Consider the following 15051-nt stretch of genomic DNA (forward strand, 5'->3'; position numbering starts at 1 on the left):
CGCGCGCCTGAAGCAGGGGCAGAGGCAATTGTGAAGGGAACGGCATGCGGGTTCTGGTGACCGGAGGAGCGGGCTTCATCGGCTCGGCGGTGGTGCGGCACCTGACCGGTGAAGGCCACCACGTCCTCGCCTTCGACAAGCTGACCTATGCGGGCGGCCTCGCCGCCCCTGCTCCCCTCGACAACCGCGCAGGGCGGGCGCCCTGGCGCCAGCGCGACCAGGGCCAGCGCCTCGGGCTCGAAAATCCGGCCTCCTCCAAGCTGGGGGTTGTATCGTGACCCGCATCCTCCTGTTTGGCGCCGGCGGCCAGCTCGGGCGCGAGGTAACGGCGCTCGCCGCCGAGCGCGGCCTTGATATGGTCGGGCTTGGCCACGACGCTTTGGACATCGCTGATCCGGTGGCGGTGGCCCGCGCGATCGAGGCGGCGCGGCCCGATGCGCTGATCAACGCCGCCGCCTATACCGCCGTGGACAAGGCCGAGACCGAACAGAAGATGGCGGCACGCATCAATGCCTTCGCCCCCGGCCTGATCGCCGAGCGCTGCGCACGCTACCGCACCCCCCTCATCCACGTCTCCACCGACTATGTGTTCGACGGCACCAAGGCCGGCGCCTATGTGGAGGCGGACCCCATCGCCCCGCTGGGCGTCTACGGCCGCACCAAGGCCGCCGGCGAGGCAGCGGTGCGCGCGGCCAGCGAGCGGCACGTCATCGTGCGCACCTCGTGGGTCTACGGCGCCCACGGCAACAACTTTCTGAAGACCATGCTGCGGCTCGCCGCCGAGCGGGACCTGCTGAAGGTGGTGAGCGACCAGCGCGGCTGCCCCACCGCGACGCGCGACCTCGCCGAGGCGGTGCTGGCGGCGGCACAAGCCGCGGCACGAGGCGACGCCCGCTGGGGCACCTATCATTTCGCCGGAACCGGCGCGACCACCTGGCACGGCTTCGCCAGCGCCATCGTGGCGGCAGCGGCCGTGCACACCGGCAAGACGCCGGAAGTCGCACCCATCACCACCGCCGAGTATCCCACGCCGGCGCAGCGGCCGAAGAACTCCGAACTGGCCAGCGACCTGTTCGAGCGCACCTTCGGCGTCCGGGCCGCGCCGTGGGAACAGCGCGTGGGCGAGGTGGTGGACGCGCTGCTGGCGCACCAAGCCCCCGTGGAAGCAACCTGAAGCGGCGCCTCCCCTGCGGGGGCACCTCGCTCCGGAAACCGGATCGGGGCCGCCACGGAGGACATGCCGTCGCACTTTTGAAGCCTCGCCACATCCTGTAGGGTGATGCGGTCTCCCTAAAGCCTCATGTGGCCGTCGCCGTTTCGGGCGCGCTCCGGGGCGTGCCGTGACCGGATTTTGAAGATGAGCAATTTCAACGAAGAGACCGTCACCAGCGTTCACCACTGGACCGACACCCTCTTCTCCTTCACCTGCACCCGCGATCCGGGCCTGCGGTTCCTCAACGGCCAGTTCACCATGATCGGCCTCAAGGTGGACGGCAAGCCGCTGCTGCGCGCCTATTCCATGGCCAGCGCCAATTACGAGCCGGACCTGCAGTTCTTCTCCATCAAGGTGCAGAACGGGCCCCTCACCTCCCGGCTCCAGCACCTGAAGGTGGGCGACAAGCTTCTGGTCGGCCGCAAGCCCACGGGCACCCTGGTGCAGGACAGCCTGTTGCCCGGCAAGCGGCTTTACCTCCTCTCCACCGGCACCGGCCTTGCCCCGTTCCTCTCGGTGGTGAAGGACCCGGAGGCCTATGAGCGCTTCGAGAAGGTGATCCTGATCCACGGCACCCGCACGGTGGCCGAGCTTGCCTATGACGAATTCCTCACCAAGGAACTGCCGAACCATGAGTTCCTCGGCGACGAGGTGCGCAACAAGCTCATCTACTACCCCACCGTGACCCGCGAGCCGTTCCGCAATCAGGGCCGCATCACCGACCTCATCACCTCCGGCAAGCTGTTCGCCGATCTCGGACTGCCTGTCATCTCCCCGGAGGAGGACCGGCTGATGCTCTGCGGCAGCCCGCAGATGCTGAAGGATGTGGTGGACCTGCTGGAATCGCGCGGCTTCGCCGAGGGCAGCCAGTCGGCACCCGGCCACTACGTCATCGAAAAGGCATTCGTGGAGCGCTGACCGCGCTCCCGCTTCTTTTCACCGGCCTGAAGCTCACGCCGCCAATTCACGCCGCATCGTCCTGCACGGGGGGCGCCTCCCCGGGGTCGTCTGCAGAAGCGCAGCCCCCGGCCGGAGGTTCAGGCCGCGACGCCACGATGCGCGGAGCCGGCCTGCGCTCGCGCCAGATCAGGACCAGCCCGGCCATGATCACCACCATCGCGCCCGCGATCACAAGGGGCTCCGGCCATTCCCCGAACAGGATGATGCCGAGCACGGTGGCCCATATCAGCGTGGCATAATTGAGCGGTGCGACCACCGACGCCGGAGCATGGCGGATGGCCGATGTCACGCAGATCTGCCCGATGCCGCCCGCCAGCCCCATGCCGGCGAGGATGAGCGCGACCCGCCCGTCCGGCATCACCCAGCCGAGCGGCAGCGTGGCGAGGCCCGCCACGGAAGCCACCAGCGAGAAGTAGAAGACAATGGCCTCACTGGTCTCGGTCCGGGTGAGATGACGCACCTGGGTAATGGCGAAGCCCGCCCCCACCGCGCCGGCCAGCGCCAGCCCCGCCCCGATCAGCGGCCCCGGCCCCGACCCCACCGAGGCGTGGGAAAACGACGGCCACAGCATGAGCACGATGCCACCCATGCCAATGGCAAGAACGAGCCAGCGATAGGCCGGCACCCGCTCGCCCAGCAGCACTGCCGCCAGCACCACCGCCACCAGGGGCGTGGCATAGGAAAAGGCAACCGCCTCCGCCAGCGGGATGAAGGCCAGCGCGGCAAAGCTGAGCCACATGGCGCTCACGCCCACGAGGCCCCGTACCACGTGGCCGAACGGCTGGCGGGTGACGAGGGCGCCGGTCATTCGCCCGCTCCAGGCGAGCCAGACCACCACGGGCAGGAGCCCGATGAAGCTGCGGGCGAAGACGATCTCGCCACTCGGCACCTCGTCGGCCACCATCCGCACGAGCGCGGACATGACGGCGAAGAAGAAGGTGGCGGCGATTTGCAGGCCGATTCCGGCCGGGACATTCATCTGGGGCAGATCCGAACAAGGCGGCTCCATCCCTATAGCGCGGTCCGAAGGCGCGCGGCATGCATCTGCCGCAGGGCTTAGACTTTAGTTCCGCGCCGGGCTCGGCCCGCGACCGGGTCCTGTCTCAAAGTTCCGGATTCGCCCGCCGCAGCTGGCCGTAGGCAACAGAGAGGAAGGCGCAGGTGAGCACGATCTGGGCCGGCAGCAGCACCATGCTCACCACGTCGGACAGCATCTCCGGTACCAGGATCTGCACGATCTGCTCGACGATCAGGACCGGCACTGAGATCAGGAATGGGCCCAGGACCAGCGCAAGCGTGTTGCCCTGACCAAGGCGCCAGGCCTGCGACCAGGAGATCGGATCGCCCAGGACCCGCGACGGCAGACGCAGCGCCGGCCGGGACGCGACCACCGCCACAACGGTGACGACCAGCAAGGCCAGCACCAGATCCACTCCACTGCCCATCGACGCCGGCCCGCTGAGCATGGCGATGGCGAAGATCGGCACCAGCGCGCTCAAGCCCGCCGCCAGGCCGATGAGAATGGTGTCGATGAGATAGCCGACCATCCGTCCCGGCCCCTGCCCCAGGGTCTGGGCATCAAGGGCCGACGGACCGCGCAGCACCTCGGCGTGGGTGAGGAGCGCCAGCGGGATGCTCGCCAGCGAGTAGACCAGCAGCAGCAGCCCGCCCAAGCCGGACGAGGCCAACAGCCCCGCCACCACGCCTGCCGCGACATAGGCGGCGGTTGTCTTCTGATGCCGAAGGACCACCGCGACGGCCCACTGGAACGACCATTTGAGCGAGGCCAGAAGCGGGATCTTGTAGCTTTTATCCATAAGTCGCCACCGGTGCTGCCGAGGATCGCGCCAGGCCCGGCTTCCGTTACGACCGGCCCGGCATGTTCCTAGACGGCTCGCGCTGCCCTTGTCGATGGCCTGATGCGAAGCCCGAGTCTCGCCGGCGTCTCGCCCGCCGATCCGGCACGGCCCCTTCTCCGCACACCCGGCTAGGTCGCCTACTCCCGGTAGCCGGAACGGGGCGTGACGGGCCGAATGTCGCGGCAATTTAATACCGTCGCCGGATAACAATTCTTCGGCCACCATGCGCGACGAGCAGGCGACCGGCCTGCTTTGCCGCCTAAATTGCCGTATTGCAGCATGCCCAAGCTGCGCAAGCGGGTAAATCATACCGCGCCGCACATATTCCCTGGCATTTTGTCGCAGATCGCAGGTGCTGCGATATGCAGCAGGTAAATTTTGTCGCAATGCAGCATTGCCCATGCCTTGAGCACCGTCCTTTGATACCGTGACTTTATCAAGGAAAAGTGCGTCGCAATATGCGAAATCAGGTCGATGACATGAAGGCAAAATCCAATTGTTCTTGACCTATTCTTCCAAATTCCGAACCAGTCGACCGACACTCCAACGTTATGTTTCGATATAACAGGCCACAAGATGGCATCTTAACAAATTTATTACATATTAAATCGAAAGGTATGCATTTTTATACTAGCTTGCATCGCAGCATTCGGGATGCTATTGTCACCATATCATTTGATATTCGGTGCGACTCCAATCCGAGGGATCAAAGGCCAGATGTCGATATCCACGGACAATATGCGGGTCGAGCGCGTCGGCGAGGTGCAGGGGTCGGTCCAGCGGGCTGTGATCGACTACGCCTCCATGCCGCCCCTCTTCATCTTGTGCGATGCGGCCCTCATGCTCGCCCTGAGCATGCTGGTGGACCTCATTTCCACGAGCCAGACCTCGACGGGCGCCCTGTCGAGCTTCGACTTCACGCGTCCGCTGGGCATCGGCATCCTCGCGGCGGTGACGTTCGTGCTCATCACCACGTCGCGGGGGCTGTACAAGCCCTGGCAGATGGCTCGGACCACGGAGCAGGTGCGGGCGGCGTTCGTGAACTGGACCTTCACCATCCTGTTCGTGGCGACCGTGATCTTCTGCCTCAAGGTGGGCGACGACACCTCGCGCCTCTCCACCGGCATCTTCGCCGCGCTCGGCTTCGTGGCGGTGCCTGCGTCCCATTGGGCCATGGGCGTGTGGCTGCGCCGCGCGGTCGAAACCGGTGCGGTGCGTGGCCGGCCTTCCATCCTCATCGGCGACGTGTCCCAGCTCGACCAGGTCGTACCCGCCGAAATCCTCGAGCGCCTCGGCCTGCGGGAGATGCGCCGGTTCAGCTTCTCTGGCGCCCCGGCCGGTGCGTCCGGTTCGCTCAGCACGGATGAACTCGATACGCTCAAGAGCGCCATCCAGTTCGCCCGCCAGCAGCGGATCGAGGAAATCGTTATCGCCATGCCCTGGAGCAGCCTGGAGCGCCTCGACGCGGTGCGGGCGCGGCTGCGGGCGCTCCCGGTACCGGTCAAGCTGCTGCCCGACGAGGCGGTTCACGAGCTGCTCGACGCCCCGCGGGTGGATTTCGGCTCCTCGGTCGCCATCGAGGTGCAGCGCGCGCCCCTCTCGCGGATCGAGCTGGCCCAGAAGCGGGTGCTCGACATCGCGGTGTCCGGCGTTGCCATGACGCTGCTGCTGCCGCTGTTCGCCATCATCGCCATCTGCATCAAGTCGGACAGCAAGGGGCCGGTGATCTTCCGCCAGCGCCGCAACGGCTTCGGCGGGCGCGAGTTCACCATCTACAAGTTCCGCTCCATGACGGTGATGGAGGACGGCGCGAAGGTGACGCAGGCCCAGCGCAACGACAAGCGCGTGACCCGGGTCGGCCGCTTCCTGCGCGCCACCAGCCTCGATGAGCTGCCGCAGGTGCTGAACGTGCTGTTCGGGCACATGTCCATCGTCGGCCCCCGGCCCCACGCCATGGCCCACGACGACGAGTATTCCAAGCTGATCGCCGGCTACGCCTTCCGCCACCATGTGAAGCCCGGTATCACCGGTTGGGCCCAGGCCAACGGCCTGCGCGGCGAGACCTCCGAGATCTCGCTCATGGAACGGCGGATCGAGATGGACCTCTGGTATGTCAACAACTGGTCGATCTGGCTCGACATCAAGATCATCCTGAAGACCTTCATCGAGGTCTTCCGCAACGACGCCTACTGAGACCGACTCATACTCAGACCGTTCAATGCGAAAGAGCCGGGGGCCTCCCCCGGCTCTTCTGATTCTGGCCTCGGCATCCTGATGCGTCCGCCCAGCCCTGCGGGCGGCATCAAACCGGCGGATAGCCGCGACCGTGAGCCCCTCCCATGCGAGCGCCGCATGGCATTGCCGGAGCTCCCGGGGCGACCTGCATCCGGCCGCGCGCGGCGCCGCCGCATGCCGACCCCGCACTGTCCAAAGCGCGCCGGCAGTCGATCACCGATCACAACCCATCTTGTTGCGCGCGACGCCGCTCAAGGCGGCATCATCCGGGCGGTCGGCCTTAAAGTGCCCGGCGCTGCGGCTCGGGATTGCCTCAGCCGCGAGCCCGGCAGATCGCTCGCCGGCCCGCGGCGGGTGGGCGAGGTGATCACGGCCGGCCACGACTGACACCGCAGCCTTGGCGCCGCGTCCGGTCCGGCGCCGCCCGGTCAGCCCCGCGCCGCCTCGTCCACCATCTGCGCCACCGCATCCCCCGCCGCCTCGAGCAGATCGACATCGCGGGCGCGGACCACCAGATTGGTCTTGAAGCGCCCGTCCGCCTCGTCGCGGAAGGGATAGGAACCGATGACCGCCGCCGGAAACCGCTCGGCGATGGCGCGCAGGGGCGCGGCGATGTCGCCTTCCTTGGCCTCGGCCAGGATGGTGCGGGACAGCATGGGCCGCCCCTTCTCCAGTTCCGGCAGCACCGCCTCGAGCATGGCCTGCATGATGCGCGGCACGCCGGCCATGACGATGACATTGCCGATGCGGAATCCCGGCGCCTTGGACACCTCGTTCACCACCAGGCTGGCGCCATCGGGGATGCGCGCCATGCGCAGGCGCGCCTCGTTGAGATCCTTCTCGGCGATGTATTCCAGCAGCATGGCGCGGGCGCGGGGGTCCACGTCGATACCGACGCCGAACGCCTTGGCCACCGAATCGGCGGTGATGTCGTCGTGGGTCGGGCCGATGCCGCCGGTGGTGAAGACGTAGGTAAAGCGCTGCCGCAGGACGTTAATGGCCGCGACGATGTCGTCCTCCACATCGGCCACGATGCGCACCTCGCGCAGGTCGATGCCCACGTCGGTCAATCGTTCGGCGATGTGGCCGATGTTCTTGTCCTTGGTCCGTCCCGAGAGGACCTCGTCGCCAATGACCACCAGAGCCGCCGTGACCGATTGCGCGCCGTCTGCCTCGCCCATGTGGAAAACCCCTGCCGCTGCCGACAGCAGTGCCGGCGCATTTGCCCAAATAATGACCAACTAAAAAGCGTAAGCGTCGCTCTTCGCGAGCCTTCCCCCTTTAGCACTTCTTTGGCACGATGTTTGTACGCTCGAAGTCAGCTTCCAGGGGCGCGGAGTGACGGTTCCAATGCCGCATGCGTTTGATGAAATGTCCAGTGCCGACGGCTCGGTCAGGCCGGCCTACGAGACCCTGCAGCGCTGGCTCGCCAGCGTTCCCCAGGAGGTTCTGGACCACCGTCGCAAGGAGGCGGAGTTCATTTTCCGCCGAATCGGCATCACCTTCGCCGTCTACGGCGAGCAGAATTCCCAGGAGCGCCTGATCCCGTTCGACATGGTCCCGCGCATCATCACCAAGGATGAATGGGCCACCCTGTCCAAGGGCCTGGAACAGCGCGTCAAGGCGCTGAACATGTACATCCGCGACGTGTACACCAAGCGGGAGGTGCTCAAGGCCGGGGTGGTGCCGGAAAACCTCGTCTACCAGAACCCGGCGTTTCGCCCGGAGATGAACGGCCAGCGCGTGCCGCACGATCTCTACGTGCACATCGCCGGCATCGACATCGTGCGCACCGACCCCGACACCTTCTACGTGCTCGAGGACAACGCCCGCACCCCCTCCGGCGTCTCCTACATGCTGGAGAACCGGGAGATCATGCTCCGCCTGTTCCCGGAACTGTTCTCCCTGCACAAGGTGGCGCCGGTCGACAAATACGGCGACGACCTGCTCGCCACGCTCCGCTCGCTGGCGCCCCATGGCGGGCACGAGCCGAACGTGGCCATCCTCACCCCCGGCATCTACAACTCGGCCTATTACGAGCACTCGTTCCTGGCCGACAAGCTGGGCGTGGACCTCGTAGAGGGCCGCGACCTGTTCGTGAAGGACGCGGTGGTCTACATGCGCACCACCGAGGGGCCCAAGCGCGTGGACGTGATCTACCGCCGCCTCGACGACGATTTCCTCGACCCCCTGATGTTCCGGCGCGACAGCCAGCTCGGCGTGCCCGGCCTCATGAGCGCCTACCACGCCGGCAACGTCACCCTCACCAATGCGGTGGGAACCGGCGTCGCCGACGACAAGGCGGTCTATTCCTACATGCCGGACATCATCCGCTTTTATCTCGGCGAGGAACCCCTGCTGCCGAACGTCCCCACCTGGCGCTGCCGCGAGCCCGACCACCTCAAGTATGTGCTGGAGCACCTGCCCGAGCTGGTGGTGAAGGAAGTGCACGGCTCCGGCGGCTACGGCATGCTGGTGGGCCCGGCCTCGGACAAGGCGCAGATCGAGAAGTTCCGCGCCAAGCTGGTGGCGGACCCGGCCAACTTCATCGCCCAGCCGACGCTGGCTTTGTCCACCTGCCCCACCATGGTGGAAAAGGGCGTCGCCCCCCGCCACGTGGACCTGCGGCCCTTCATCCTCTCCGGCTCGGACAAGGTGCGCATCGTGCCCGGCGGCCTCACCCGCGTCGCCATGAAGGAGGGTTCGCTGGTGGTGAACTCCAGCCAGGGCGGCGGCACCAAGGACACCTGGGTTCTCGACGCCTGAGCACTTCTAGGCCGCGGCCCACCGCGGCCTTCACCTTTCGGACGCCTGAGCGCGGGTTCCCGCGCCTCGATTTGCCTCCTTCCCAACGGGCTCCCCATGCTTTCGCGCACCGCCGACAACCTCTACTGGCTGACCCGCTACGTGGAACGCGCCGATTGCCTCGCGCGCATCCTCGATGTCTCCCAGCGCCTCTCCTACACCCCCGTCACCTACGGCGGCTCCACCAACGAATGGGCCTCGGCGGTGCTAACCGCCGGCTGCGAGGATGATTTCGTCGCCCGCTACGGCCCGCTGGAGGACGCCAAGGAGGAGGACGTGGTGTCCTTCCTCGCCTTCTCGCCGGAGAATTCCTCCTCCATCCGCAACTGCTTCGAGGTGGCGCGCACCAATGCGCGCTCGGTGCGCACAGCGCTCACCTCGGAAATGTGGGACGTGATCAACTCGGCCTGGATCGAGCTGCAGAGCTTCCCCAACCGGGCGCTCACCCGCGACGAGCTTTCGCGCTTCCTGGCCTTCGTGAAGGAGACCTCGCTGCGCTTCGACGGCGCCACCTTCCGAACCATGCTGCGCAACGACGCCTACTGGTTTGCAAGGTCCGGCGCCCAGCTGGAGCGCGCCGACAACACCGCGCGCATCCTCGACGTGAAATATCATGTGCTGCTGCCGGAGAAGGAGCACGTGGGCGGGCCGCTGGACTATTTCCAGTGGGCCTCCATCCTGCGCTCGGTGTCCGCGCTCACCGCCTTCCACTGGGTCTATCGCGACAGCGTGAAGCCGTGGCTGGTAGCGGACCTTCTGATCCTGAACCGGCAGATGCCGCGCTCGCTGGCGGCCTGCTACGAGCAGCTGGCGCGCAATCTGGACGACATCGCCAGCGCCTATGGAAGGCAGGGTCCCTCCCAGCGCCTCGCCCGCTCCATGCAGGCGCGGCTCACCAACCGCACCATCGACGACATCTTCCAGCATGGCCTGCACGAGTTCATTTCCGGGTTCATCTCGGACAACAACAAGCTCGGCGCCGAGATCACCGAGCAATATCTGACCTGAGGCCCCATCCGAGTGAAACAGGGGCCGCCAGGCGCGGCCCCTGACCAGGGTGCCGATGGGGCTGCGCCGCCCGATCGGTCGATCCGTCTCCAGGACAGCGTCACGCGCAGGCCCGCCTGCGCCGAGGCAAGCCCCCGGGAAACGCCCCCGAGAAACGCCCCCAAGGACCGCCAATGCGCATCCGCATCCGCCACGAGATCACCCAGCGTTTCGAGCCCGGCAGCCGCAACATGGCGGTGACGGTGCGCCTGACGCCCCGCTCCCACGAGGGCCAGTTCATCCTGCGCTGGACGCTGGACCTCAATTCCGACTGTCGGCTCGCCGCGCAGGAGGACGCTTTCGGCAACCTCTGCCACACTTTCTCGGTGGACGGGCCGACCGACCACCTGAGCGTCGTCGCGGAAGGCGAGGTGGAGACCCAGGACACCACCGGCGTCATGCACGGCACGGTGGAGCGCTTCCCCCCGTCCCTGTTCCTGCGCCAGACCGATCTCACCGAGGCGACGCCTGAGGTGGTCGCCTTCGCCGAGAGCGTGCGGCTGACCGAGGATGATCCCCTGGGCCAGCTCCACGCCCTCATGGTGGCCCTGCACGAAAAAGTGGAAGAGCAGGACGGACCGGCATTGAGCGGCCCCCTGAGCGCTGCTGCGGCCCTGGAGGCCGGCAAGGCCTGCTCCGGTGGCATCGCCCACCTGTTTACAGCCGCGGCGCGGCATCTGGGGCTGCCGGCGCGGCACATCTCCGGCTATCTCGCTCCGGAAGACCCGGAAGAGGGCGAAAGCGAGAGCGCGGGTGTGGGTGTGGGCGCCGCGCGGCACTGGGCGGAGGCCTATACGCCCAAGATCGGCTGGATCTCCTTCGACGCCGGGCGGAACCTGTGCGGCACGGAGCATTATGTGCGCCTTGCCGTGGCGCTCGATGCCATGGGCGTCGCGCCGCTGCGCAGCACGGGCCTCGAGGTCGAGGAAGAGGTGAGCGCCCTCGACAGCCGGGCTCCCCAGAAGCTGGCGCAGGCCCAGAGCCAGGTTCAGAGCTAGCCGGACCAGAAGCACGCGAGGCCGGAACCGGCGTCTCGCGTGACTTGGCTCAACGACGTCATCGGTACGCGCGCATAACGTGCGACATGGACGGATCCTGAGGGGATGCATCGCCATGTCGATCCACACGCCGACCGATCAGCCGCCCGACCTGTCGCCGCGGGCTTCGGAGCACGCCACGGCGGAGGCGGCCTTGCCGGCGCCCCGCTCCCTGATTGCGCGCGATCCGGCGGCTTCGCTTCCGGTCAAGCTTGAGGCCCGGTACGTCACGTTCCGCTATGGCGAAACCGTTGCGCTGAAGGATGTCAGCCTCGGCCTTCCAGAGCACCGGGTGACCGCCCTCATCGGCCCCTCCGGCTGCGGCAAGTCCACGCTGCTGCGCGTGTTCAACCGGATGTACGATCTCTATCCGGACCAGCATGTGGAAGGCGAAGTGCTGCTCGACGGGGTGAACATCCTCGACCCGTCGGTGGATCCGGTGCCGCTCAGGGCGCGCATCGGCATGGTGTTCCAGAAACCCACGCCCTTCCCCATGTCGATCTACGACAATGTGGCCATCGGCCTGCGGCTGAACGAGGAACTGACCCCCGCGGACTGCGAGGCACGGGTGGAGGACGCCCTGCGCCAGGCCGCCTTGTGGGACGAGGTGAAGGACATTCTTCCCCAAAGCGGGCTGCGCCTTTCCGGCGGCCAGCAGCAGCGCCTGTGCATTGCCCGCACCATCGCGCCGCATCCGGAGGTGATCCTGTTCGACGAGCCGTGCTCGGCGCTCGACCCCATCACCACGGCGAAGATCGAGGAGACGATGGAAGAGCTGAAGGCGCGCTACACCATCGCCATCGTCACCCACAATCTGCAGCAGGCGGCCCGCGTGTCCGATGTCACCGGCTTCATGTATCTGGGCGAGCTGGTGGAATTTGGCCCCACCGGCGACCTGTTCACCCGCCCGCGCGACAGACGCACCCAGGACTACGTCACCGGCCGCTTCGGGTAAGGGGACGGTCCGCCCGGCGGCACCACGCCCCCTTGACCCCCTGCCCTCGCCCTGCAATCTCCTCCCCCGGATACGGAGGAAACCCATGACCGCAACGCCGGCTTACGACCCTAGCAACATCTTCGCCAAAATCCTGCGGGGCGAGTTGCCGGCGCACAAGGTCTATGAGGACGACAAGGCCGTCGCCTTCCTCGACATCATGCCCCGCGCGCCGGGCCATACCCTCGTCATTCCCAAGAATCCTGCCCGCAACATCCTCGATATCGACCCCGAGGACCTCGCCTATGTGGCGAAGATCGCCAAGAAGGTGGCCATCGCCGCCAAGGCGGTGTTTGCGGCCGATGGCGTCACCGTGCAGCAATTCAACGAGGAAGCTGGCGGCCAGGTGGTGTTCCACCTCCATGTCCACGTCATCCCGCGCCACGCTGGGCAAGCCATGAAGCCGGCCGCGAGCGTCATGGAGAAGCCCGAGGTGCTGGCCGAGCATGCAGCGCGGCTGAAAGCCGCCCTGGCCGGCTGAGCGCGGCGCGTGACGCTTTCCCCCTTGGACCTGACACACGCGGCGGGGGTCACGGTGCGTGCCCCCGCGCGGCTTCATCTTGGCTTTCTCGATCTGGGCGGCGCCGTGGGGCGGCGCTTCGGCAGCCTCGGCATGGCCATCGAGCGGCCGGTGACGGAAGTCACGGTCACTCGCGCAGCCTCGGATGCCGAAAGCGGCCCGGATGCGGCTCGCGCCGCCCGCGCCCGTGACGCGGCGCGCGCCGCCCTCGGCATCAGCCAGGCCTTCGGCGTGGCGGTGGATTCCGCCCTGCCCGCCCATAACGGGCTCGGTTCCGGCACCCAGCTGGCGCTGGCCGTGGGCGTGGCGGTGGCGCGCCTCTCCGGCCGTGATCTGTCCGCCCGCGAAGTCGCGACCCTGCTCGGGCGCGGCCGGCGCTCGGCCATCGGCATGGAAGCGTTCGAGGCCGGCGGGGTCATCCTCGACGGCGGCAAGGCCATGGCCAATGGAGCCGGTCCGGCACCCACCGGGCCGGGCGCGCCCCCGCCCCTCCTCGCCCGCCTGCCCGTGCCGGACAGCTGGCGCATCATCCTCGTCTACGACCGGGCGCGGGAGGGCCTCTCGGGCGAGGCCGAAATGAAGGCCATGGCGACGCTGCCGCCGTTTCCACCGGAGCGCGCCGCCCATTTCTGCCACTTGATGCTGCTGAAGGCCCTGCCCGCCCTCGCGGAGGGTGATGCAACTTCGTTCGGCACGGTGATCGGCGAATGGCAGCGGGCGCTGGGCGACCATTATGCCGCAGCGCAGGGCGGTGCCCGATTCCTCAGCGCCGACGTGGCCGCCGCCATCACGCTATTGGAGGAGGAAGGCGTTCCGGGCGTCGGCCAAAGCTCTTGGGGACCCACGGGTTTCGCCATCGTGGGCGACCCGGCCGAGGCCGAGGTTCGGCTCGACACCTTGCGCCGGCGCTTCGCATCGTCCACAAACCTCTTCTTTGATTGCGTGCGCGGTAACAATCAGGGCGCCGGTCTCGTCGCCCTGTAGGGTTCTCTGCTGCGGGCCAAAAACGAAAAACACAAGGAGGACGGCGCGGCGCCCTGGAGCACCCGCCGATTGGCTTGCCCCGCAAGCGCATCGGATGGTGCATGCTCTGCCCAAGCGGCAGGGACGGACCGGCCGGTCGGCTCGGGTCAGCCTGATCGGCTCCGGTTCAAGAGGGTAAAACGGACGCTTTGCGCCCGGCTGCGTCGCGGGAGAACAGGCTGGGAAACATGGATCTTGCCCTCATCGCCCTTTCCGCCCGGCCGCTGGCCGCCAGTGCAGCCCGGGCGGGCTTTGCCGCGCTTTCATTCGACCTGTTCGCCGACCTCGACACCTGCGCCCATTCGGCGCGCTGCGTGCGCGTGCACAAGAAGAACGGCTGCGCCTTCGACGGCGACGACCTGGTCCAGGCGCTGCATTCGCTGGCGCCGGCCGGCCTGCCCGTCGTGCTCGGCGGCGGTCTGGAGCATGACCCCGCCCTCATGGCGCGCATCGCCGAGCGCAACCCCATCCTCGGCAACGCCCCGCAGACGGTGCGGGTGCTGAAGGATCCCATCGCCCTCGCGGCGCTGTGCGCGCATCTGGGCATCCCCCATCCGCCGATCACGCTGGAATCCCCCACCGCCGAGGCCTTCGCCGGCGCGAGCGTGCTGGAAAAGAAGATCGGCGGTGCGGGCGGCGCCCATATCCGCCGACGCGCGGCCGGCGACCTGTCGCCGCCCGCACCCGGCTATTTTCTCCAGCGGGAGGTGGAGGGCCAGTCCCTCTCAGTGCTGCTGCTGGCCAACGGCAGTTCGGCCCGCCTCGTCGGCGCCTCCCGCCAGTGGCGGGCGGAGGATCCCGAGCATCCCTTCCGCTATGGCGGCGCTGCCGGCCCCATCGTGCTGCCGGAGGCGTTCGCCGCCCAGATGCAGCAGGGCGCGCTCAACGTGGCCCTGGCCTGCGGGCTGGTGGGCCTCGTCTCGGTGGACTTCATGGTGTCCGACGAGGGCTGGTTCCTGGTGGAGGTGAACCCGCGGCTCGGCGCCACCCTCGACATTTTCGACGTGGACCCGCTGCCCCCGCTGATGGGTCTGCATCTGGCGGCATGCGGCGGCCGGCTCCCCGATGTCCTGCCCCTGCCGTCGGAAGCCCATGCCGCCGGCGTCATCTATGCCGACCGCGACATGGTGGTGCCGCAGGAGGCCTGGCCGGCGCATGTGGCGGACCGCCCGCCCGCCGGCGCTGCCGTGGCCAAGGGCTCGCCCCTGTGCACGGTGCGCGCCACCGGCCCTTCTGTGGAAATCGCCGAGGCGCGCCTTATGGAACTGATCCGCGCCCTCAAGCGCGAACTCGGGCTCGAGCCCGAACCCAGCGTGGTGCCGTGAAGGTTCGGCGCGCGCCCAAGACGGCTTGACCGC

Annotated in this window: 13 protein-coding genes and 1 pseudogene; 11 read left to right on the plus strand and 3 right to left on the minus strand. The window is 67.6% G+C overall.

The features are described from left to right. Positions 1-44 precede the first annotated feature (44 nt). The 3 genes and pseudogenes from V5F66_RS20080 to V5F66_RS20090 all read left to right on the plus strand — a co-directional run. Positions 45-165, plus strand: a pseudogene (locus V5F66_RS20080) (NAD-dependent epimerase/dehydratase family protein); the annotation flags it as partial. A 109-nt stretch (positions 166-274) separates the two neighbouring features. Next, a complete protein-coding gene (gene rfbD / locus V5F66_RS20085) occupies positions 275-1174 on the plus strand; it encodes a dTDP-4-dehydrorhamnose reductase (RefSeq protein WP_394094591.1) in 900 nt (299 codons plus the stop codon). Between the two features lie 183 nt (positions 1175-1357). After that, positions 1358-2131 (plus strand): ferredoxin--NADP reductase, encoded by a 774-nt coding sequence (locus V5F66_RS20090; RefSeq protein ID WP_041575794.1) that lies wholly within the window; start codon positions 1358-1360, stop codon positions 2129-2131. A gap of 46 nt (positions 2132-2177) precedes the next feature. Here V5F66_RS20090 and V5F66_RS20095 read toward each other — a convergent pair whose 3' ends face one another. After that, entirely contained in the window at positions 2178-3152 is a 975-nt protein-coding gene (locus tag V5F66_RS20095; protein ID WP_394094592.1) for a DMT family transporter, read from the minus strand. A gap of 124 nt (positions 3153-3276) precedes the next feature. Continuing rightward, a complete protein-coding gene (locus V5F66_RS20100) occupies positions 3277-3990 on the minus strand; it encodes a hypothetical protein (protein WP_394094593.1) in 714 nt (237 codons plus the stop codon). A 759-nt stretch (positions 3991-4749) separates the two neighbouring features. On the opposite strand from V5F66_RS20100, the gene V5F66_RS20105 reads away from it, so the two are divergent. Continuing rightward, on the plus strand, positions 4750-6225 hold the full coding sequence (locus V5F66_RS20105; RefSeq protein WP_394094594.1) for an undecaprenyl-phosphate glucose phosphotransferase: 1476 nt from the start codon (positions 4750-4752) through the stop codon (positions 6223-6225). A 470-nt stretch (positions 6226-6695) separates the two neighbouring features. On the opposite strand, the gene V5F66_RS20110 is transcribed toward V5F66_RS20105, so the two are convergent. Continuing rightward, complete coding sequence (locus V5F66_RS20110) at positions 6696-7448, minus strand: competence/damage-inducible protein A (RefSeq protein ID WP_394002757.1); 753 nt, start codon at positions 7446-7448, stop codon at positions 6696-6698. Positions 7449-7617: 169 nt separating this feature from the next. Here V5F66_RS20110 and V5F66_RS20115 point away from each other — a divergent pair, with 169 nt between their 5' ends. From V5F66_RS20115 to V5F66_RS20145, 7 genes are all read left to right on the plus strand, one after another. Continuing rightward, complete coding sequence (locus tag V5F66_RS20115) at positions 7618-9033, plus strand: circularly permuted type 2 ATP-grasp protein (protein WP_012115515.1); 1416 nt, start codon at positions 7618-7620, stop codon at positions 9031-9033. A gap of 96 nt (positions 9034-9129) precedes the next feature. After that, a complete protein-coding gene (locus V5F66_RS20120) occupies positions 9130-10080 on the plus strand; it encodes an alpha-E domain-containing protein (protein WP_012115514.1) in 951 nt (316 codons plus the stop codon). Positions 10081-10253: 173 nt separating this feature from the next. Then, a complete protein-coding gene (locus tag V5F66_RS20125; RefSeq protein WP_394006894.1) occupies positions 10254-11117 on the plus strand; it encodes a transglutaminase domain-containing protein in 864 nt (287 codons plus the stop codon). 115 nt (positions 11118-11232) lie between these two features. After that, the gene (pstB, locus tag V5F66_RS20130) at positions 11233-12111 is read left to right on the plus strand and encodes a phosphate ABC transporter ATP-binding protein PstB (protein WP_394094595.1); all 879 of its coding nucleotides are present in this window, start codon (positions 11233-11235) and stop codon (positions 12109-12111) included. Between the two features lie 85 nt (positions 12112-12196). Beyond that, positions 12197-12631 (plus strand): HIT family protein, encoded by a 435-nt coding sequence (locus V5F66_RS20135; protein WP_012115511.1) that lies wholly within the window; start codon positions 12197-12199, stop codon positions 12629-12631. 9 nt (positions 12632-12640) lie between these two features. Then, the gene (locus V5F66_RS20140; RefSeq protein ID WP_394094596.1) at positions 12641-13654 is read left to right on the plus strand and encodes a beta-ribofuranosylaminobenzene 5'-phosphate synthase family protein; all 1014 of its coding nucleotides are present in this window, start codon (positions 12641-12643) and stop codon (positions 13652-13654) included. Positions 13655-13881: 227 nt separating this feature from the next. Beyond that, positions 13882-15018: an ATP-grasp domain-containing protein gene (locus V5F66_RS20145; protein ID WP_394049839.1), complete on the plus strand. Its 1137-nt coding sequence runs from the start codon at positions 13882-13884 to the stop codon at positions 15016-15018. Positions 15019-15051 lie beyond the last annotated feature (33 nt).

It is taken from the genome of Xanthobacter versatilis (assembly GCF_043193975.1).
Lineage (GTDB): Bacteria > Pseudomonadota > Alphaproteobacteria > Rhizobiales > Xanthobacteraceae > Xanthobacter > Xanthobacter autotrophicus_E.